Source organism: Kitasatospora sp. NE20-6, assembly GCF_045862635.1.
On the sequence record NZ_BPRL01000037.1, the window covers coordinates 1 to 20,545 of the forward strand.

The 20,545-nt window shown below is 75.5% G+C and carries 14 protein-coding genes; 6 read left to right on the forward strand and 8 right to left on the reverse strand.

All coding sequences use genetic code 11. The annotated features are described in order from the left end of the window. The first annotated feature begins 710 nt into the window (after window positions 1–710). The 6 genes from SNE206_RS23675 to SNE206_RS23700 all read left to right on the forward strand — a co-directional run bounded on the left by SNE206_RS23675 (window position 711) and on the right by SNE206_RS23700 (window position 10,056). The gene (locus SNE206_RS23675; protein ID WP_407915499.1) at window positions 711–1,415 is read left to right on the forward strand and encodes a S26 family signal peptidase; all 705 of its coding nucleotides are present in this window, start codon (window positions 711–713) and stop codon (window positions 1,413–1,415) included. Window positions 1,416–1,678: 263 nt separating this feature from the next. Beyond that, a complete protein-coding gene (locus SNE206_RS23680; RefSeq protein WP_407915500.1) occupies window positions 1,679–1,903 on the forward strand; it encodes a hypothetical protein in 225 nt (74 codons plus the stop codon). 538 nt (window positions 1,904–2,441) lie between these two features. Further along, window positions 2,442–3,578, forward strand: a complete 1,137-nt coding sequence (locus tag SNE206_RS23685) for an LLM class flavin-dependent oxidoreductase (protein ID WP_407915501.1) — start codon at window positions 2,442–2,444, stop codon at window positions 3,576–3,578. Continuing rightward, entirely contained in the window at window positions 3,575–5,101 is a 1,527-nt protein-coding gene (locus SNE206_RS23690; RefSeq protein ID WP_407915502.1) for an MFS transporter, read from the forward strand. Before SNE206_RS23685 ends, SNE206_RS23690 begins: the two co-directional genes overlap by 4 nt. Next, window positions 5,091–6,569: a pyridoxal phosphate-dependent decarboxylase family protein gene (locus SNE206_RS23695; protein WP_407915503.1), complete on the forward strand. Its 1,479-nt coding sequence runs from the start codon at window positions 5,091–5,093 to the stop codon at window positions 6,567–6,569. Before SNE206_RS23690 ends, SNE206_RS23695 begins: the two co-directional genes overlap by 11 nt. A 229-nt stretch (window positions 6,570–6,798) precedes the next feature. Next, window positions 6,799–10,056: a penicillin acylase family protein gene (locus tag SNE206_RS23700; protein ID WP_407915504.1), complete on the forward strand. Its 3,258-nt coding sequence runs from the start codon at window positions 6,799–6,801 to the stop codon at window positions 10,054–10,056. A 118-nt stretch (window positions 10,057–10,174) separates the two neighbouring features. On the opposite strand, the gene SNE206_RS23705 is transcribed toward SNE206_RS23700, so the two are convergent. The 8 genes from SNE206_RS23705 to SNE206_RS23740 form a co-directional block, all read right to left on the reverse strand. Next, complete coding sequence (locus SNE206_RS23705; RefSeq protein ID WP_407915505.1) at window positions 10,175–11,641, reverse strand: DHA2 family efflux MFS transporter permease subunit; 1,467 nt, start codon at window positions 11,639–11,641, stop codon at window positions 10,175–10,177. Between the two features lie 95 nt (window positions 11,642–11,736). Beyond that, on the reverse strand, window positions 11,737–12,750 hold the full coding sequence (locus SNE206_RS23710; RefSeq protein WP_407915506.1) for an MsnO8 family LLM class oxidoreductase: 1,014 nt from the start codon (window positions 12,748–12,750) through the stop codon (window positions 11,737–11,739). A gap of 100 nt (window positions 12,751–12,850) precedes the next feature. Beyond that, window positions 12,851–14,008 (reverse strand): NtaA/DmoA family FMN-dependent monooxygenase, encoded by a 1,158-nt coding sequence (locus tag SNE206_RS23715; protein ID WP_407915507.1) that lies wholly within the window; start codon window positions 14,006–14,008, stop codon window positions 12,851–12,853. Next, window positions 13,992–15,734, reverse strand: coding sequence for a dipeptide ABC transporter ATP-binding protein (locus SNE206_RS23720; RefSeq protein ID WP_407915508.1), 1,743 nt, complete (start codon window positions 15,732–15,734; stop codon window positions 13,992–13,994). Before SNE206_RS23720 ends, SNE206_RS23715 begins: the two co-directional genes overlap by 17 nt. Then, window positions 15,731–16,552: an ABC transporter permease gene (locus tag SNE206_RS23725; RefSeq protein WP_407915509.1), complete on the reverse strand. Its 822-nt coding sequence runs from the start codon at window positions 16,550–16,552 to the stop codon at window positions 15,731–15,733. The genes SNE206_RS23720 and SNE206_RS23725 overlap by 4 nt, the downstream gene beginning before the upstream one ends. A gap of 10 nt (window positions 16,553–16,562) precedes the next feature. After that, the gene (locus tag SNE206_RS23730; RefSeq protein WP_407915510.1) at window positions 16,563–17,489 is read right to left on the reverse strand and encodes an ABC transporter permease; all 927 of its coding nucleotides are present in this window, start codon (window positions 17,487–17,489) and stop codon (window positions 16,563–16,565) included. Then, on the reverse strand, window positions 17,486–19,192 hold the full coding sequence (locus SNE206_RS23735) for an ABC transporter substrate-binding protein (RefSeq protein ID WP_407915511.1): 1,707 nt from the start codon (window positions 19,190–19,192) through the stop codon (window positions 17,486–17,488). The genes SNE206_RS23730 and SNE206_RS23735 overlap by 4 nt, the downstream gene beginning before the upstream one ends. 326 nt (window positions 19,193–19,518) lie before the next feature. Beyond that, on the reverse strand, window positions 19,519–20,469 hold the full coding sequence (locus SNE206_RS23740; protein WP_407915512.1) for an alpha/beta hydrolase: 951 nt from the start codon (window positions 20,467–20,469) through the stop codon (window positions 19,519–19,521). Window positions 20,470–20,545: the final 76 nt, after the last annotated feature.

A 20,545-nucleotide genomic window follows, 5' to 3' on the forward strand; every position in this document is an offset into this window, starting at 1 on the left:
TCAGAGCACGGTAGTTGAGCTCGTCGACCTGATCCGCGAAGTCACGCCACACCTGGGCGCACTCACGCAGCTTGTCCTCGTCCGCCTTCGGCCAGTCGAAGCCGAGCATCTCCAGGACCCACTCGACACCGTCCGGCAGCATCAACGACACGAGTCAGTTCCCCCTTGCGGAATCCCGTGGCCGTCCGGGCCAGGGCAGAAGACGAGCGGTCAACAGGTCGGCGCGGGCCGGTCAGGCCTGCGGGTGTGCGGCGCGGATGCCGTCGAGCGGCCGTGGAGCGGCAGGCTGCGCCCGCCGGCCGTGATCCGCTGCTGCACCACCGAAACTGCCCCGTCCCCGTCCCCGTACGACCACGACCGTGGTCACCCGGCCCTGTGCGGCCGGATGCGACCGTCGACCCGTCGAGCGCACGATCCTACGGCGGGACGCGCAGCGGGCGGCACTGCGGGTCGCCACTTCGCACGACCCCCACCTGACCGGAATGAATCCCTCCGGATCGGCACCGGCCGAAGCCGTTCACGGGGAGGGGGAGGGGACGGGTCGGCGGCGTGGGGGAGGCTGCCGACCGCCTGCCCGGGGCGTCCACCGCCGTTCCCCAGGTGGCAGTGTGATGATCGGTAGGATGCCCCGCGTCGGTGCCGGGGCATGCCCGGGTGCGCGCAGGGTGCGTGCAGGTGTGCGAACGGCGTCGAGGACGGAGTGGTGCGGGATGGTGCGGCGGGGGATCCGGGGGCGGCGGGCCGTGGTCTGGTCGGCGGCTGCGGTGCTGGTGGCCGGCGGCGCCGTCGCGGCCGACGCGGCACGGCACCTGGCGGGCGACTACCACGTGTACACCGTCCGCAGCAGGGCGATGATGCCGCTCCTGGAACCGGGCGACCGGGTGCTGGTCGCGGACACGGTGACCGTGCAGGACGGCGGTGTCGTGCTCCTGGACGCCGGCCGTGCCGCCATGGACGGCCCCGTGTTCAAGCGGATCCTGGGGCATGCCGACGACCGGCTCTACTGCTGCTCCGAGGACGGCATACGGCGCAACGGCGCAGCGATGGACGAGCCCTACGTACGCGGCACCTCCATCGACTTCGACGTCACCGTGGGGCCGCACCAGCTCTTCGTGCTCGGCGACAACCGGGGGGAGACGGCCGGCGAGCAGGTGCCGCAGCACGTCCTCGCCGACGGGGACGGCCTGGTGCCCGAGACCTCGGTGCGGGGCCTCGCGGTGTGGTCGACCGGCGGCCTGGTGGACGGGGCGGCCGGCCGGAAGGCCCGGGCGCTCGTGGTGCAGGCGGGTGTCGGGCTGCTGCTCGCCGTCGCGGGTGCCGTCGCACTGGCGGCGGCGTGGATGCAGGGCCGCCGGAGCAGGCGACGCGCGGCGGCCCCGGACGGACCCTCCCGGTCGGCCACCCCGGTCGGCTGAACCGGGAAGCCGTCCGCGGCATCCCGCGGCCGGCCGGATCGTCGAACCCGGGGAGACCGTCCTGCACGCAGGCCCCTCCGGCCCCGACCCCGGCCCGACACCCGCCACCCCGGCACCCCGACATCGGTCATGGTCCGACCCGCCGGTGGCGAACTGCCGTGCCGCCCGGCCCCGGTGACGGAGGGACCGCGGCCCCGCCCGCCCGCCGCCCTGTCCGCCGATCACTCGTACACCTGTCGCATGCGCCTCCTACACTCGGTGGCGTGGAGAACCTCAAGTGCACGCAGTGCGGTGTCCCCGGTCTGGAGCAGGGCTTCGTCGAGGACACCGGTGAGGGCTCCCGCGGGTACGCGCGCTGGATCGCGGGTGCCCTGGAACGCGGCATCTTCGGCGGGGCCAAGCGCCTGGGCCGCCCGCGCTGGCAGATCGACGCCTTCCGCTGCCCGTCGTGCGGACACCTGGAGCTCTTCGCCGTCAAACCCGTCTGACGGGTGCGCCCCTCGACAGGTGACGCAAGGCCGACTCCTCTTCCGGGCAGGGCCGCAGGTCTGCAGGGTTGCAGAGGCGCAGGCCCGCCTGCCGATCCCGGCGGCCGGCCGGGCAGGCGGCTCTTCCCGCCGGCCCTTGTGGGCGGGGTGGGTTGTCGTTCATGATCTGTGCCATGTCAGGCGTCCTTGCAGCCAGCGAGTCCTTCGTGCACCGGTCCGGTGGCGAGGGCGGCTGTCCGGTGCCCTGTCCGTCGTGTTCCTGTCGCGCCGGCCTCTCCTGTCGCGCCGGCCTCTCCTGTCGCCCCGGCTTCTCCTGTCGTCCGGGCCTCTCCGGTCGTCCCGCCGTCCGTCGCCGTCCCGCCGTCTGACGGGCGGTCCCGACCGGCGGGTGCCGTGCCGGTCGCCGGGGTGAGCCGTGCGCCGCGGGTTCCGCGCCGGTGCGTCACCCCTCCCTTCCCTGTCTCTTCCCGCCGGCCGTTCCGGCCGGTCCCGTGTACCCGGGGTGTGCCGCCCGCGCACCGCCCGGTGAGGAGTTCCCGTGCCCGGAGACGAGCCCGCCCTGCGTGGTGAGCCGGTGTTCCACTGGTTCCTGCCGACCGGCGGCGACGGACGCGACCCCGGCGGGGTGACGTCCGTGCAGGGCCGCACGCTCGCCGCGACCCGCCGCCGCGCCGACGTCGGCTACCTCACCCAGGTGGCCCGCGCGGCCGAGCAGGCCGGGTTCACGGCGCTGCTCGCCCCGGTCGGCCTGGGGTGCGTCGACCCGTGGATCATCGCGACGGCCGTCGCCCAGCACACCGAGCGGATCGGCTTCCTGGTGGCGTTCCGCCCCGGGTTCGCCAGCCCGACGCTGCTGGCGCAGCAGGCGGACGCCTTCCGCCGCTTCGCCGGGGGCCGGCTGCGGCTCAACGTGGTGACCGGCGGGGATCCGGTCGAGCAGCGGGCGTACGGCGACCGCCTCGCGCACGACGAGCGCTACGACCGCACCGACGAGGTGATGGCGGTGCTGCGGGAGCTGCTGGAGGGCCGGAGCGGCGACGTCGAGGGCCGGTACGTCCGCACCGAGGGGGCCGCCCTCGTGGACCCCGCGACCGAGCACCCGGTGCCGCTGTACTTCGGCGGTGCCAGCCCGGCCGCCGAGGCGGTCTCCGCGCGCCGCGCCGACGTGCAGCTGTACTGGGGGGAGCCGCCGCAGGCGCTCGCCGCCCGGATCGCGCGCCTCGACGGTCTGGCGGCGCAGGCCGGCCGGGTGCTGCGGCACGGGCTGCGCATCCACGTGATCGCGCGTGACACCGCGGCGGAGGCGTGGGCGGAGGCCGGGCGGATGCTGGACCGGATGGACCCGGCGGCCGTCCGGGCCACCCAGCAGCGGTTCGCCGCGATGGACTCGACCGGGCAGGCCCGGATGGCCGCCCTGCACGGCGGGCGGGCGGACGCCGCGTCCCTGGAGATCGCCCCGAACCTGTGGGCGGGCGTCGGGCTCGTCCGGGAGGGCGCGGGGACGGCGCTCGTCGGCTCGCACGACGAGGTGGCGGAACGGCTGGCCGAGTACGCGGCGCTGGGCATCGACGAGTTCGTGCTCTCGGGCTACCCGCACCTGGAGGAGGCGTACCGGGTCGGCGAGGAGGTGCTGCCCCGCTTCCGCGCGCTCGTTCCCGCGGGCAGGGCCCGGTGAGCGCCCCCGCGGCCGCACCGCTGCCCGCCCCCGCGGCCGGACCGCTGCCCGCCCGGGTGCGGATCGGCTACGGCATCGGCTCGCTGTGCACGGGCACCTTCGGCACGGTGCCGGGCCTGATCCTGCTCTACTACCTGACCGACGTGCTGGCGGTGCCGGCGGCGGTGGCGGGCGCGGCGGTGTTCCTGCCGAAGGCGTGGGACGTGCTGGTCAACCCGCTGGTGGGTGCGGTGTCCGACCGCAGCCGGTGGCGGTGGGGGCCGCGCCGGCCGTTCCTGCTGATCGGGGCGTGCACGCTGCCGCCGCTGTTCGCGCTGCTCTTCGCCGCGCCGCCGCTGCGCGGTGCCGCGGCGGCCGGGTACGTCGCCGTGGTGTTCCTGCTGGCGGCGACGGCGTACGCGGTGTTCCAGGTGCCGTACGTGACGATGCCCGCCGAGATGACGGAGGACGAGGCGGAGCGCGGCCGGATGCTGGGCTGGCGGGTGGGCTTCCTGGGGGCGGCGATCCTGCTCTCCGGGGCCGTGGCACCGGCGCTCGCGCACGCGGGCGGCGACACGGCGGACGGCTACCGGCTGATGGGCGTGGCGGTCGCGGGCCTGCTGGCGGTCGGCATGTTCGGCGCCTGGCACGCGACCCGGGGAGCACCGGCCGTGGCGCGCAGCCGGACGGAGCCGTCGCTGCGGGCGCAGCTCGCCGCCGTCCGCGACAACCGGCCGTTCCGCCACCTGCTCGGCATGTGGGCGGTGCAGGCGCTGGCGGTGGGCGTGATGCTCGCCGGGGTGCAGTACTTCGCGACGTACACGCTCGGCTCGCCGTCGGCGGTCACCCCGCTCTTCGCGGCGATGATCGGCCCGCTGGTGCTGGTCATGCCGCTGTGGAACCGGCTCGCGCGCAGCCGCGGCACGGCGTACGCGCAGGGCTGCGCGACGGTGCTGTTCGTGGTGGCGTGCGCGGCGCTGGCGCTGACCGGCGCGGCCGGGGCGTGGCTGGGCTACGCGGCGGCGGCCGCGGTGGGCGTCGCGTACGCGGGCCTGCAGCTGCTGCCGCTGACGATGCTCGCCGACACCCTGGCCGCCGACGCCGAACGCACCGGCAGCCGCCGCGCCGCGACGTTCACCGGGCTGTGGACGGCTGCGGAGACGCTGGCGCTCGCCGTGGGCGCCGGGGTGTTCGCCGCGGTGCTCGCCCTGAGCGGGTTCCACGCGTCGGACGCCGCGCACCGCAGCACCCAGCCGGACACCGCCCTCGCCGCCATCACGGCCGGCACCGGCCTGGTGCCCGCCCTGCTCGCGGCGGCCAGCCTGCTGCTGCTCCGCCGCTACCGCGCCGAACCCGCGCACCCCCTGCCCGGCACCGGCCCCCTGCCCGGCACCGACCGTCTCCCCGGCACCGGCCCCCTGCCCGGCACCGACCGTCTCCCCGGCACCGACCGTCTGCCCGGCACCGACCCCCTGCCCGGCACCGGTCCCCTGCCCGCCGCCACCACCCCTGCACCCGAGAACGGAACCACCCGTGCCCGCTGACCACACCCCCGCCGGCGCCCTCCCGCCCGGCCGCCCCGCGGACGACGTCCTGGCGGAGCTGCGGGCCCTGCGCGGCGACGACGCGCCGACCCGCGGCGGCCGCACCTTCGCCTACGTGTACGACGCCGGGCTGGAGGGCCTGGACGCCCTGGCCGCCGCCGCGTACACCGCCTACGCCACCGTCAACGGCCTCGACATGACGGTCTTCCCGTCCGTCGCCCGGCTGGAGAACGACATCGTGGCCGCGGTCGCCGCGGTGCTGGGTGCCCCCGGCGCGCAGGGCACCTTCACCAGCGGCGGCACCGAGAGCATCCTGCTCGCCGTGAAGACCGCCCGCGACCACGCCCGTGCCACCCGCGGGGTGACGGCCCCGCGCATGGTGCTGCCGTCGACCGCCCACGCCGCCTTCCACAAGGCCGCCGCCTACCTGGGCGTCGAGGCCGTCGTCGTGCCCGTCGACCCTGCGACGTACCGGGCCGACGCCGGCGCCATGGCCGCCGCGACCGACGACCGGACGGTGCTGGTCGTCGCCTCCACCCCCTCGTACGCCCACGGCGTCGTCGACCCGGTGGCGGAGATCGCCGCCGCGGCCGCCGCCCGCGGCGTGCTCTGCCACGTCGACGCGTGCATCGGCGGCTGGATCCTGCCCTACCTGCGCCGCGCCGGCCGCGAGGTGCCCGCGTTCGACCTGTCCGTGCCGGGCGTCACCTCGCTCTCCGTCGACCTGCACAAGTACGGCTACGCCGACAAGGGCGCCTCCGTGGTCCTCTACCGGGACGCCGAGCTGCGCCGCCACCAGTACTTCGCGCACGCGGGCTGGCCCGGATACCCGGTCGTCAACCCCACCGTGCAGGGCACGAAGTCCGGCGGGCTGCTCGCCCAGGCCTGGGCGGTGCTGCGGCACGTCGGCGAGGACGGTTACACCGCGCTCGCCGCCCGGGTCGCGGACGCCTCCGACCGCCTGCTGGCCGGCCTGCGGGCCACCCCCGGCGTCCGGGTGCTCGGCGACCCGGCGGCCGGGCTGGTCGCCCTCACCCTGGACGGCCCGGACGGGCGGCCCGACCTCAGCCTGCTGCTGCACCTCGCCGACGAGATGCGCGAACGCGGCTGGTACCTCCAGCCGCAGCTGTCGTACGACGGCCTGCCGCCCAACCTGCACCTGACCCTCACCCCGGCCACCGCCGACCGGGTGGAGGACCTGCTCGCCGACCTGGCGGACGCCCTCAAGGCCGCCCGCACCCTGCCGCCGGTCGCCGTCGACCCGGCGCTGGCCGAGCTCGCGGCCGGCCTCGACCCCGCGGCCCTCGGACCGGAGGAGGTCGCCGGGGTGCTGGCCTTCGCCGGGCTCGACCCGCAGGGCGGCCTGCCCGGCCGGATGGCCCCGGTGCTCGTGCTGCTCGACGCCCTGCCGGGGCCGCTCAAGGAGCGGCTGCTGTCCGAGTTCGTCGGGTCGATCTTCCGGATCTGACGCGGGGCCGGGGGCGCGCCGACACGCCCCCGGCATCGCCCCGGCGTCGTCCCGGCATCGCCCCGGAGGTTCCGGACTTCCACTCAAGCCCCTTGTGTGTCAGCGCTGTTGCGGTCCCATGGCGGATTGCGGTGCGGATCTACCGACAGGTAGGGGAGCGGGTCTAGCGTTCGCGTGCACCCGTTCCCGGGTGTGCATGCCAGCCCCCACACCCAAGGAAGAGGCTCCGGTGCCCCCAGCTCCAGCCCCTGTTCCGGCGCAGGCCGCCCGGACCCGCCGCTCCGGCGGTCCGGGCCGCACCCGGCGGTCGCTCCGCTCGGCCGCCGTCTCGGCCCTGACCGCCGTCGCCCTGCTCGCCGGCGGCGCGGCCGCGCTGCCCGCGCAGGCCGCCGCAGGCCCGGCGCCCGCGCCCGGTGACCCGTGCCTGGGCCAGTGCCAGGACATCCTCACCGCGGGCGAGAACGGCCACGCCACCCTCGCCGGGATCCTCCTGCACCAGAGCGTCGGCACCCGGCCCGCCCACTCGGCCGACCAGGTCGAGCGGTACGACAACCTCCTGCACGACTACTCCGGGCTGACGGACGACCAGCTCGCCGCCTACTTCAACGACGCCTCGTTCGGCGTGGCCGCCGGGCAGGTCGAGAGCACCCTCTCCCCGCGGCCCGGCGTCACCATCACCCGCGACAAGGCCACCGGCACCCCGCACATCAAGGGCACCACCCGGGCCGACACCGAGTTCGGCGCCGGCTACGCCGCCGGGCAGGACCGCCTCTGGCTGATCGACGTGCTGCGCCACGTCGGACGCGGCGAGCTCTCGTCGTTCGCCGGCGGTGCCGCCGGCAACCGGGCGCTGGAGCAGAGCCTGTGGGCCGTCGCCCCGTACACCGAGGCGGACCTCCAGCAGCAGCTCGACCGGGTCCGGGCGTCCGGCGGCCGCGGCGCGCAGGCGTACCAGGACATCCAGGACTACGTGGCCGGGCTGAACGCCTTCGCCGCCGCCGACGTCGCCGCCGACACCTACCCCGGCGAGTACGTGCTGACCGGCCACGGCTCCACCGTGCAGCCCTTCACCGCGACCGACGTCGTCGCGGTCTCCTCGGTCATCGGCGCGATCTTCGGAGGGGGCGGCGGCGGCGAGGTCGAGAACGCCCTCGCCCGGCTGGCGTTCCGCCAGCGCTACGGCACCGCCGACGGCGACCGCGCCTACGCCGCCTGGCGCTCCGGGGACGACCCCGAGGCCACCGCCACCGTGCACGACGGCACGGCGTTCCCGTACGCGGCCTCGCCCGCCGCCCCGGTCGGCACCGCACTCCCGGACGCCGGCTCGGTCACCGCCTACGCGCACGCCCGCAACGGCACGGGCACCGGCGCCACCGCGACGGCCGCGCAGGCCGCCGCGGCCACGGCGGAGGGCGTGCTGCCCGCCGACCTCATCACCGCGAAGAAGGGCATGTCGAACGCCCTCCTCGTCTCCGGCGCGCACACCGCCTCCGGCCACCCGATCGCCGTCTTCGGCCCGCAGACCGGCTACTACGCGCCGCAGATCCTCATGGTGCAGGAACTCGACGGGCCCGGCCTGCGCACCCGCGGGGCGTCCTTCCCCGGCCTCAGCTTCTACGTGGAGATCGGCCGCGGGCCCGACTACGCCTGGAGCGCGACCTCCGCCAACCAGGACATCACCGACACCTTCGCCGTCGACCTCTGCGAGGCGTCCGGCGCCGCACCCACGACCGCCTCCCGCAGTTACCTCCTCGACGGCACCTGCACGCCGTTCGAGACCCTCACCCGGCACAACGCCTGGGCGCCGTCGACCGCCGACGCCACCGCCGCGGGCGCCTACGACCTGGTGACGCTGCGCTCCGCGTACGGCCTGGTCACCCACACCGGCACCGTCGCCGGCCGGCCGGTCGCGTACACCGCGCTGCGCGCCACCTACCGGCACGACCTGGACTCCGTCATCGGCTTCCAGGAGTTCAACGACCCGGCGGCGATCACCTCCGCGGCGGCGTTCCAGCAGGCCGCCCAGGACGTCGGCTACACCTTCAACTGGTTCTACGCGGACGCCGACCACACCGCGTACTACAACTCCGGCACCGACCCGGTGCGGGCCGCGGGCACCGACCCGGACCTGCCGATCCTCGCCGGCCCGGCCTACACCTGGCAGGGCTGGGACCGCACCGCCAACACCTCGGCCGTCGCGCCCCCGGCGCAGCACCCGCACTCCACCGACCAGGACTACTACGTCAGCTGGAACAACAAGCAGGCTCCCGGCTTCACCTCCGCCTGGGGCAACGGCGCCGTGCACCGCGCCGACACGCTCGACCGGCGGGTCGCCGACCTCACCCGGCGCGGCGCGGTGACCCGTGCCGACCTCGTCACCGCCATGGAGGACGCCGCCGCCGTCGACCTGCGGGCCGAACGCGTCCTGCCCGACCTGCTGCGCGTCATCGACGCGGCACCGGTCACCGACCCCGGGCAGGCCGCCGCCGTGGCGAAGCTCCGCGCCTGGCAGGCGTCCGGCTCGCACCGGCGCGAGGCCGCGAAGGGCGACGGCGTCTACGCCGACGCGGAGGCGATCCGCCTGCTGGACGCCTGGTGGCCGCTGCTGGTCGAGGGAGAGTTCCGGCCCGCGCTCGGCGACGGCCTCTACCGGGCGCTGACCGCCGTCGCGCAGATCAACGAATCACCCTCCAACGGGCAGCAGGGCAGCGGGAGTTCCGGCAGCAGCATCGCCGCGGGCGAGGCGCACAAGGGCTCCGCGTTCCAGCACGGCTGGTGGTCGTACGTCAGCAAGGACGTCCGTGGCGTCCTCGGACAGACCGTCCGCGGCCCGCTGGACCGCCCGTACTGCGGCGGAGGCTCCCTGACGGCCTGCCGGCAGGTGCTCCTCGACACGCTCACCGCCGCCGCGGCGACCCCCGCGACCACCACCTACCCCGCCGACAAGTACTGCGGCGCGGGCGACCAGGTCTGCGCCGACTCCATCGTGCACCGGGCGATGGGCGGCATCACCGTGCCCCGCATCGCCTGGCAGAACCGGCCCACCTACCAGCAGGTGGTGGAGTTCCCGGCCCGCCGCACCGACGACCTCGCGAACCTCGCCGCCGGGGCGAAGGCCACCGCCTCCGACTACCAGAACGCCGTCGTCGTCTCCTACCCGCCGGGCAAGGCCGTCGACGGCGACCCCGGCAGCCGCTGGGCCAGCAAGACCGTGGCGACCGCCTGGATCAGTGTCGACCTGGGCGCCGTCCGCCGGGTCGGCCGGGCCGTGCTGAACTGGTCCGACCAGTACGCGAAGTCCTACCGGATCGAGGTCTCCTCCGACGGCACGACCTGGCGCACGGTGTACGCCACCACCGACAGCCGGGGCGGCCTGGAGAACCGGCCCTTCGCCCCGACCGACGCCCGCCACGTGCGGATCACCCTGCTGGAACGGGGCACCGACAACCGGTACTCCCTGAACGAGATCGGGATCCACTCCCGCTGACGCCGCGGCGGCCGGTGCGGGCCCACCCGCACCGGCCGCCGTGCCCGGCGGACGGCCCCGCAGGGGTCACTCGTACCGGCCGGACGGCCCGTACCGGTCACCCGTACAGGCCGGCCGGTCAGGACGCCGCCGGCGCGGTCTCCTCCCGCGCGGGGGCCCCGTCGGCCGGCCCGGCGACGGGCTTCGGCCGGCCGGGCAGCGCGAGCCCGGCCACCACGATCAGCGCGGTGACCGCCAGTTCCCACCAGAAGGCGGTGGAGTACGCGTCCCGTACGGGCTCCCCGTTCGCGACCCCGCGCTGGACGAGCAGCGCGACCATGGCCACGCCGAACGACCCGCCGACCTGGTTCAGCGACAGCATCGTGCCGGTCGCGCCCGAGATCCTCTCCGGCGGCACCGTCCGGTAGAGCGACGCCAGCGTCGGTGCACCGACGCAGCCCAGACCCAGGCCGGCCAGGACCGCGTACACGCCGAGCAGCGCCTGGCCGGTCGAGCCGTCGGAGAGCGCGTGGCCCAGGACACCGAGCACCACCAGGGCCGCGCCGAGCGGGACGAGCAGCCGGGCGCCGATGCGGTCGCTGAGCCGCCCCGCCAGCGGCATGCCGAGGAAGGTGCCCACACCGAAGGGGACCAGCAGCAGACCGCCGGCCATCAGGCTCCGGCCGTGCACCTGCTGCTGGTACAGCGGCAGCAGCACGTACAGGGAGAAGACCGCGGCGCCGGTCAGGGCCATCGCAAGGACGGCGGCGGTGAAGCCCCGGTCGGCGAACAGCCGGACGTCGACGAGCGGCTGGCGGCGGGTGGTGAGCGCGTGCACCACGAAACCGGCGAGCAGGGCGGCGCCCGCGAGCAGGGCGGCGATCACCGTGGCGGAGCCGAACCCCTGGTGGGCGGTCTGCGACAGGCCGTAGACCAGGATCGCGAAGCCGGGGCAGAGCAGCAGCGTGCCGAGGACGTCGAAGGTGGCGCGCTCGCCCTCCGCCGGGGCGTCCGCGGGCACGACCTTGAAGGAGAACAGCAGGGCGGCCAGCACGATCGGCACGTTGACCAGGAAGAGCCAGCTCCGGTGCAGGTTGTCGGCGATGACACCGCCGAGCACGGGGCCGATCACCGGACCCAGCGTCATCGGCAGGGCCAGCAGGCCCATCACCCTGCCGAGCCGGGCCGGGCCCGCGGCGCGGGCGGTGAGCGTCATCATGACCGGCTCGACGATGCCGGCGGCCACCCCCTGCAGGATGCGGAACACCACCAGCGAACCGATGTTCCAGGCCAGCGCCGAGCCGACCGCGGTGAGGGCGTGGAGCACCAGGCCGACCAGCCAGACCCGCTTGCCGCCGAAGCGGTCCACGGCCCAGCCGGTCACGGGGATGGTGGCCGCCACGGCCAGCAGGTAGCCGGTGATGACCCACTCGGCGCCGGTCAGCGTGGTGCCGAAGTCCCGTGCCAGTGGGGCGAGGCCCACACCGACGATGGTCGCGTTGAGCGTCGCGGTGACCGATGCCAGCGCCATGACGACGATCAGCCTGACCAGCGGACCGCCGAGCCGGTCCCCGGCCGGTCGACCGGTGTCGTGCGAGGGGCTCATGTCTGTCCTTCGGGCAGGAGGGAGGGAATCAGGAAGGAGGGAAGGCGAGGGAGGGAAACAGGAGGAAGGGAAGGCGGGGGGAGGACGCACGGCCGTCACGCCGTCAGTTCGGCGAGCCGGGTGTACGACTCCCGCCGGTCCGCCGGGTCGTAGGTGTTGGCCACCACCATCACCTCGTCGGCCCCGGAGGCGGCCACGAACGACTTCAGCTTCGCCGCGACCGTCCCGGGGCCGCCGACGACCTCCGAGCGCAGGTCGCTCAGCGGCAGCGCGTCCTGCGCGGCCCGCTCGGCCGGTGTCGGCCGGTACGCCAGCGCCTCCTCGACCGGCAGCAGGGGCGAGGAGTTGCCCGCCGCGTGCCGGGCCAGCGCGAGCCGCCACGGGGTGGCGAGCGCCTCGGCGTGCGCGTCGTCCCGGCCCACCACCACCGTCAGGGTGAGGACCGCCCACGGCCGGGAGCCCCCGTGGGCGGGCACGAACTCCTCGCGGTAGCGGCGCAGCGCCGCGAAGGCGCCGGCCGGGTCCTGGTAGGCCGCCAGGTAGGCGTAGCCCAGACCGAGACGGGCGGCCGCGGAGGCCGAGGAGGGGCTGCCGCCGAGCAGGAACACCTCCGGCAGCGGTATGTCGTCCGGTACCGCCCGGACGGAACCGAGCTCGTGCCCGGCCGGCAGCGCCCCCCGCCCGCCGAACGCCAGGAGCTGGGCGAGCTGTCCGGCGAAGGTCTCCGGGGCGGGCGAGGAGCGCCGCAGTGCGGCTGCGGTGGGCGGGTGTCCGGTGCCGCTGGAGCGGCCGATCCCGAGGTCGATCCGGCCCGGGTGCAGGGCTTCCAGGGTGCGGAACTGCTCGGCCACGTGCAGTGGTGCGTGGTTGGGCAGCAGCATGCCGCCCGCGCCGATGCGCAGCCGGGTGGTGCGGGCCGCGAGGTGGGCGACCACGATCTCGGGCGCCGAGATGCCCACGGCCGCCTGCGCGTGGTGCTCGGCCACCCAGTACCGGTCGAAGCCCAGGTCCTCGACGTGCCGGGCGAGCCGGACGGCTTCGCCGAGCAGTTCGCCGCTGCTCACGCCGGCCCGTCGTGGGCCCTGGTCGAGGACGGAGAACCGGGTCATGGGCGCTTCCTGACGGTGTGGCCCCGGGCGTGCCGGGAGGGTGGGCGGGTGAGGGGGTCCGGCCGGACGGCGGGCGGGACGCCGCCCGGGCGGGTGCCGCTCACGTCGCCGCCGCGGCGTCGTCGGGGTGCGGCAGGCCGAAGTGGTCGCGCAGTGTCGTCCCCCGGTAGCCGGAGCGGTAGATGCCGCGCTTCCGGAGGATCGGCACCACCAGCTCGACGAAGGCGGGCAGCCCGTCGGCGAAGACGTCCGGCATCAGCGTGAAGCCGTCGGCGGCGCCGGAGGTGAACCACTCCTCGGCGACGTCCGCGACGTGTTCGGGCGTGCCGACCGCCTCGATGTGCGACCCGCGCCACGGGGCGTGCCCGGCGAGCCGGTCCAGTCGGTCCAGGCGTCTGAGGGCCTCGCGGCGGCTGTCCTCGACGGTGGTCATGAGGCCGGGCAGGATCCTGACCGACCGCGGGTCGCGTCCGTGCCGTTCCGCCCGGGCCCGTACGTCGGCGGCGTAGGCCAGCGCCGTGTCCTGTGTTCCGGCGCCGGAGAACACCACGTCGGCGGTGCGTCCGGCCAGTTCACGTCCCGGTCCGGAGGCGCCGGCCTGGACGACGAGGGGGTGGCCCTGCGCGGACGGCGGCAGCGGCAGCGGCCCGCGCACGCTGAAGTGCCGTCCGTGGTGGTCTATCGGCCGCAGCCGGCGCGGATCGGTGAAGCGCCCGGTCTCCACGTCGGCGACCAGCGCCTCCGGTTCCCAGCTGCGCCACAGTGCCTTGACCACGTCGACGAACTCCTCGGCGCGCGCGTAGCGGTCGGTCCTCGGGGGGAGGCCGCTGCCGCCGAAGTTGGCGGCCACCTGCGGGATGTACGTGGTGACGGCGTTCCATCCGGCGCGGCCGCCGCTGAGGACGTCCAGCGACTTGAACCGGCGGGCGATGTTGTAGGGCTCGTTGGAGGTGGTGGAGGCGGTGGCGATCAGGCCGATCCGCTCGGTGGCGGCGGCGATCGCGGTCAGGACGAGCGTCGGCTCCAGGTAGTAGGCGCCGTGCGGGCCGGAGTCGATGTCACCGAAGACGCCGGGCGTGTCGGAGAGGAAGACGGCGTCCATCAGGCCGCGTTCGGCGAGCTGTGCGGCCGCCACCCACGCCTCGGTCTTCGCGAAGCCGTGCGGGTCGGAGCCGGGTGCGCGCCAGGCGGCCGGGTGCACGCCCGTGGCGCCGCCGACCATGTGGAGGTTGAGATGGAGTTCACGTCCGGTGCTCATGGGCCCTTCCGGGGGACGGGCCGTCCAGTCGGGGGACGGCGTCGAGCAGTGCGCGGGTGCAGGGGTGCCGGGGTGCGGCGAAGACCTCGCCGACGTCGCCGGACTCCACCGTCCGGCCGTCCTTCATCACCAGCACCTCGTCACCGATGTGGTGCACCACGCCGAGGTCGTGGGAGATGAAGACGTACGCGACGCCGAGTGCGGCCCGGAGGTCGGCGAGGAGGTCGAGCACCTGCGCCTGGACCGAGACGTCGAGCGCGGCCACCGGCTCGTCGAGGACGACGACCCGGGGGCGGGGGGCCAGCGCCCGGGCGATCGCCACCCGCTGGCGCTGTCCGCCGGACAGCTCCCGCGGGCGCCGCCGCAGCAGCTCCGGGCCGAGGCCCACCTGCTCCAGCAGTCCGGCGACGCGTCCGGAGCGTTCGCCGCGCGGCACGCCGATGGCGGCCAGCGGCTCGGCGACGATCCGGGCGACGGTGTAGCGGGGGTCGAAACTGCTCAGCGGGTCCTGGTGGACGACCTGGACGCGCCGGTGCAGCGCGCACCGGTCCCTGCCGGACAGGCCGTGCCAGGACCGCCCCTCCACCTCGACGGAGCCCGTGTCGGGCGCGGTGAGGCCGAGCAGGATCCGCCCCAGGGTGCTCTTGCCCGAGCCGGACTCGCCGACGATCCCCAGGGTCCGGCCGGCCCGCAGGGTGAACGACACGTCCTCGACCGCGGTCAGCGTGCCGTGTCCCGGCACGGCGAAGGACCTGCCGACGCCCCGGGCGGCGAGCACCACCGGTGCCTCGGCCGGCCCGGCGGGCCGCGGCACCGGAGTCCCGGTGCGTGGCCCGGAGAGCCGGGTGCCGCGGGCGTGCGGCTGCGGCACGGCGGCCAGCAGCTGCCGGGTGTACGGGTGGCCGGGGTCGGCCAGCACCTCGGCGGTGGGCCCCTCCTCGACGACCTCGCCGTCCTTCATCACCAGCACCCGGTCGGCGGTCCTCGCCACCACGGCCAGGTCGTGGCTGATCAGCAGCAGGGCCCTGCCGGCCCGCCGCCGTTCGGCGAGGAGGTCGAGGATCTGCGCCTGCACGGTGACGTCCAGCGCGGTGGTGGGCTCGTCGGCGATCAGCAGGGCGGGGTCGGCGGCGATCGCGGAGGCGATCAGGGCCCGCTGGCGGAGTCCGCCGGAGAGCTGGTGCGGGTACTGCCGGGCGCGCAGCTCCGGTGCGGGCACTCCCGCGTCCGCGAGCAGCCGGAGCACCTGCCCGGGCACGTCGCCGCGCGGGACGGTGCGGTGGGCGTGCAGGGCTTCGGCGATCTCGTCCCCGACCCGGCGCAGCGGGTCGAGCGAGACCAGGGCGTCCTGCAGCACGAAGCCGATCCGGCGTCCCCGCAGGGACCGCCACTGACGGTCGGTCAGTGCCCGGGCGTCGCGTCCGTCGATCCGGAACACCTCCGTGGTGACCCGCGCGCCGGGGCCGCCGAGGCCGACCAGGCTGCGCGCGGTGACGCTCTTGCCCGAGCCGGATTCGCCGACCAGGGCGACGCTCTCGCCGGGCCGTACGGTGAGCGACAGTCCGCGTACCGCCCGGACGGCGGTCCGGCGGCCGGGGAAGGAGACGGTGAGCCCGCGCAGTTCGACCACCGGCGGGGCCCCGGTGCCGTCCGTGTCCGTGCCGGGGTCCGTCACGGTGTCCGGGCCGGGCCGGGTGCCGGTGTTCGTGCCGGTGCCGCTGCTCATCGGGCCGCCCGCCCTTCGGCGCGGTCCTGCAGCCACTGCCCGACGGCCGAGAGGGCCAGCACGGCGACGGTGATCGCCGCCCCCGGGAAGACCGCGGTCCACCAGGCGACCTCGGCGTAGTCGCCGCTGTCGGCGAGCATCGCGCCCCACTCGGCGGTCGGCGGCTGCGGACCGAGGCCGAGGAAGCTGAGCGCCGATCCGGTGACGATCATGCCGCCGACCCCGACGGTGGCGAGGGCCAGCAGGGGGCCGACCGCGTTGGGCACGATGTGCCGGACGACCACCTGGAACCTGGACCAGCCGAGGACGGTGGCGGCCTCGACGAACTGGGAGCCGCGGATGCGCAGCACCTCGGCGCGCACCAGCCGGGCGTACCCGGGCAGCGTGACCAGGGCGAGGCCCGTCACGAGGTTGCCGGTGCCGGTGCCGAGCACCGCGACCACCAGCAGCACCAGCAGGACGCCGGGCACGGACATCATGACGTCCAGCAGCCGTCCGACCAGCCGGTCGGCGGCCCGGCCGCCCTGGGCGGCGAACACGCCGGTCACCGTGCCGGCGGCGAGCGCCAGGACGGAGGCGGAGACGCCGATCAGCAGGGACGGCCGGGCGCCGTGCACCACGCGGGCGTAGATGTCGCGGCCGTTCTCGTCGGTGCCCAGCCAGTGACCGGCGCCGGGCGGCAGCAGGGTGTTCACCGGGTCGGCCGCATCCGGCCCGGTGCCGGTGAACACGCCCGGGGCGAGCACCGCGAGGAGCAGCACGGTGCAGGCGGCGATCCCCAGGGCGACGCCGGGGCGCCCGCGTGTCGTGGTGGCCATGGGTCTCTCCTCAGGTTTCCCGGCTGCGCAGCCGTGGGTCGATCAGGCGGTACGACAGGTCGACGGCGGTGTTGACGACGGTGCAGACCAGGCCGGCCACCAGCACGACGCCGATGACCAGCGGCAGGTCCTTGCTGCGGACGGCGGAGACGGCGAGCGTGCCGAGGCCCTGCCGGGAGAACACCGACTCGATCACCACCGCCCCGCCGATCAGCGAGCCGGTGAGCCAGCCGACGAGCGTCGTCACGGGGAGCAGTCCGTGCCGCAGGGCGTGCCGCAGCCGTACGGCGGCCTCGCCGATGCCGCGCGTGCGGGCGGTGGTGACGAAGGGTTCGTCCAGGGTCTGCTCCAGCCCCCGGCGGAGCACCCGGGTGATCACCGCGGCCGGTGCGGCCGCCAGGGCGAGCGCGGGCAGCACCAGGCCCTCGACGCCCGGGGTGCCGAGCGCGGGGAACCACCGGAGCCTGAACGAGAACACCCCGAGCAGCAGGGTGCCCAGCCAGAACGCCGGCACGGCCACGCCCAGGCCCTCCAGCAGCGAGACCGGGGTGCGCACCCACGGCCGGCGGCCTGCCCCGAGCAGGGCTGCGGGCACGGAGACCACGAGGGTCGTCACCACGGTGGCGGCGAGGAGCGCCAGGGTGGCGCCGAGCTGCTGCCCGATCGCGGTGCGCACCGGCAGGTGCAGCACGTACGAGTGGCCGAGGTCGCCCTGGAGGATGTGGCCCAGGTAGGTCAGGTACTGCAGCGGCAGGGGGCGGTCGAGGCCGTACTCCCGGACGATCTCGGCGCGCAGCTGGTCGCTGCTCGCGCGCAGACCGGTGATCAGGTCGACGGGGTCGCCGGAGGTGAGGTGGAGCGCGAGGAAGGTGACCGTCACGGCGCCCCACAGCACCAGGACGGAGCCGGCCAGCCTGCGGGCGGCGGCGCCGATCACTTCGACAGCCAGGCGTCGGCGAAGTTCGGGAAGCTCTGCTGTTCGAACACGACCCCGTGGACCCGGGCCGAGGTGCCCAGGACGTACGTGTTGGTGAACAGCGGCAGGATCGCGGCGTCGTCGGTGACCTTCTGCTGCACCTCGGTGTAGAGCGCGTCCTGCCTCTGCACGTCGCCCGCGGACAGCGCCTCGGCGAGCTTCGCGTCGACCCCGGGGTCGCGGTAGCGGGCGGCGTTGTTGTCGATCTTGGTCGTGGGGACGTGGCCGCTGCCGAAGACGAGGCGCAGGGCGTCCGGCGAGGGGCTGGTGGCGCTGCTGTTGAGCAGGTCGTAGTCGCCCGCGAGGACGCGCCCGACGTAGGTGCCGGCGTCCAGGTTGTGGTTGCGCAGTTCGATGCCGAGCTGCTTCGCGGCGGCCTGGATCTGGGTGGCCAGGGCGACGTGCGGTCCGAAGTAGTCCCCGACGTACAGGAAGTCCAGGGTCAGGCGCCTGCCGTCCCTGGTGCGGTAGTTCTCCGCGTCGCGGGTGGTCCAGCCGGCCTCGTCGAGCAGCGCGGCGGCCGCCGCCGGGTCGTACCCGTACCGGTCGGCGGCGGCCGGGGCGTAGCCGGGCGTGGTGGGGGAGAGCGGGCCCCGGGCGGCGGGGTACACCCCGAAGTAGAGCTTCTCGACGATCAGCGGCCAGTCGATCCCGGCGCGCAGCGCCCTGCGCAGCCGGACGTCCTTCAGCGCGCCCTTCTCGGTGTTCGGGTTGTAGCTGAACGGCACGCCCGGGGCGATCGCACGCTGCACGGCGAACGCGGGGTCGCCCTTCAGCCGTGCGACGCCGACCGGCGCGATCGCCGAGGCGGCGTCCGCCTGACCACTCGTCAGCGCGCCCAGCCGGGAGGAGTTCTCGGGCACGACGCGCACGGTCAGTCCGTCGAGGCGGGCCTCGCCCTGGTTGGCGGCGCCCTCGGGAGCCCAGGCGTAGCCGGCGCGGCGCCGGTAGGAGATGCCCTGCTGCGGGACGAACCCGCCGTCGCTGGTGAACGGTCCGGTGCCGACGATCTTCGAGCAGAGCGCCTTGGGGTCGCCGGTCAGTGTCCGGGGGGATTCGATGCCCAGGCCGGGCGAGGCCAGGCCGGAGAGGAAGGAGGAGGCGGGGGCGGAGAGGGTGACCGCCACGGTGAGGTCGTCGACCACCCGCGCCTCGCGGTAGTTCTCGATCAGCTGGGCGGCGCCCGCGGACTTGGTGGCGGGGGCCACCACGTGGTCCAGGTTGGCCTTGACGGCGGCGGCGTCGAAGGGCGTGCCGTCGCTGAAGGTGACCCCTGGGCGCAGGGCGAAGGTGTAGGTCCGCCGGTCCTCGGACACCTTCCAGGACTTCGCCAGCCACGGGTGGACCCCGCCCTTGTCGTCCTGCCGGACCAGCGAGTCCAGCAGTGCCCGGGAGAAGAGCGCGTCGGCCTGGCCCTGGTGGGGGTCGAGGCAGGTCGGGCCGTAGGGGACGGCGAGGGTGAGGGTGCCGCCGGTGACCGGCGGGCCCCCGGCGTCGGCGCTGCCCGCCGGGGATCCGCCCGAGCAGGCGGCGAGCGGCAGCAGGGCGGCGAGGGCGATGATCGTGGCGCCCGGTCCGGGGGCGGACCGCGGGGGGCGGGCGGTGCCGCGGGCCCCTCCGGAGTCGGCGGCGGTCGTCGCGGCGGCGGGGTGGTGCGTGGGCATGGTGGAGGCTCTTTCCGGGGCGCGGGGACGGCGGCCGCGGCCGCCGGGTGGCGTGTCGGGGATCGCCGCGAAGGCCGCCGCACCCCGCCCGTCAGGGAGAGCGGTGCGGTGAGGCGGCTCGACGCGGCGGGGGACACAGCGCGCCGGCGGTACGGGAGAGGTCGATCGCCCGGCGGGTGGTGGCCAGCAGCACGCGCACGCCTGGCAGGCCACGGCAGGCGGACACCCGTACTCCTCGGATCAGGGCTCCGGAACCGGAGCGTCGACGGTCCGTCAGTGGTTGCGGTGGGCCGTCTGCACCACCGTCTTCTGACCTTGACAGTTAATCAGATTGAACTCGTGGGTTCAATATCTGTCGTCCCGGCGGGCCCCAGTGCCCGGCGCAGCGCGTCGACCTGCAGGGCCAGTGAATGCCGGCTCACCGACGCCTGCGGGTCCTTGACGTCGAAGCCGTGGTACGCCCCGGGGAACACGTGCAGCTCCAGCGGCACACCGGCCCGGGCCAGCCGCAGTCCGAAGCCGATCACCTCGTCCCGGGCCAGTTCCAGGTCCCCGACCGAGAGGTGGACCGGGGGCAGTCCCGCCAGGTCGGCCGCCCTGGCCGGCGCGGCGTGGGCGGGAACCTCCGGATGGCCGGGCGGCAGCGGGGCGAGGTAGGCGCCCCAGCCGGCCAGCGAGGACTGCCGGTTCCAGGTGCGGGGGTCCAGGACGAGCCGGCTGGACGGCGTCGAGTGCCGGTCGTCCAGGACGGGGGCGTGCAGCAGCAGCAGGCGCGGCAGCGGGTCGCCGGTGTCGCGCAGCGCCAGTACCAGCCCGGCCGCGACCGCCGCCCCCGAACTGCTGCCCGCCACCGCGACCCGGGTGCCGTCCGCCCCCGCCCGGCCGCCGTGGACCCGCAGCCAGCGCAGCGCCGTCCGGCAGTCCTGCTGTGCGGCGGGGTAGGGGTGCAGGGGTGCGAGCCGGTAGCCGACCGAGACCACCACCGCCCCCGCGCCCTCGGCGTACAGGTCGCACAGCGGATCGAACCACTCCAGGCGCTCGCCCGCGGTGAAGCCGCCGCCGTGCACGAACAGCACTGCGGGCCGGTCCGGGCCGGGGGCGGAGGGCCGGTAGATCCGTACGGGCACCGGTGGGGCGTCCGGGTCCTGGGGGTCGTGCACCACCAGATCCTCCCGCCGGGGCGCGGCCGCGCCGGGCCGCAGTCCGGCCATGCCGGGGACGGGGGAGAGGTAGCCGTCCAGCAGTTCCGGGTCGAGCCGGGGGGAGATGTCCTGCATGGGTCCGGACCTTCTTCCGGTCGGGGCCGCCGTGCGATCCACGGCTGCAAAGTGAACTCACTGGTTCAGATGAGTT

Bases quoted from the DNA above. Each gene is read 5' to 3' on its own strand.
- SNE206_RS23710 (WP_407915506.1), bottom strand. From the start codon at position 12,750: ATGACCCGGTTCTCCGTCCTCGACCAGGGCCCACGACGGGCCGGCGTG.
- SNE206_RS23735 (WP_407915511.1), bottom strand. From the start codon at position 19,192: ATGCCCACGCACCACCCCGCCGCCGCGACGACCGCCGCCGACTCCGGA.
- SNE206_RS23715 (WP_407915507.1), bottom strand. From the start codon at position 14,008: ATGAGCACCGGACGTGAACTCCATCTCAACCTCCACATGGTCGGCGGC.
- SNE206_RS23725 (WP_407915509.1), bottom strand. From the start codon at position 16,552: ATGGCCACCACGACACGCGGGCGCCCCGGCGTCGCCCTGGGGATCGCC.
- SNE206_RS23720 (WP_407915508.1), bottom strand. From the start codon at position 15,734: ATGAGCAGCGGCACCGGCACGAACACCGGCACCCGGCCCGGCCCGGAC.
- SNE206_RS23675 (WP_407915499.1), top strand. From the start codon at position 711: ATGGTGCGGCGGGGGATCCGGGGGCGGCGGGCCGTGGTCTGGTCGGCG.
- SNE206_RS23705 (WP_407915505.1), bottom strand. From the start codon at position 11,641: ATGAGCCCCTCGCACGACACCGGTCGACCGGCCGGGGACCGGCTCGGC.
- SNE206_RS23740 (WP_407915512.1), bottom strand. From the start codon at position 20,469: ATGCAGGACATCTCCCCCCGGCTCGACCCGGAACTGCTGGACGGCTAC.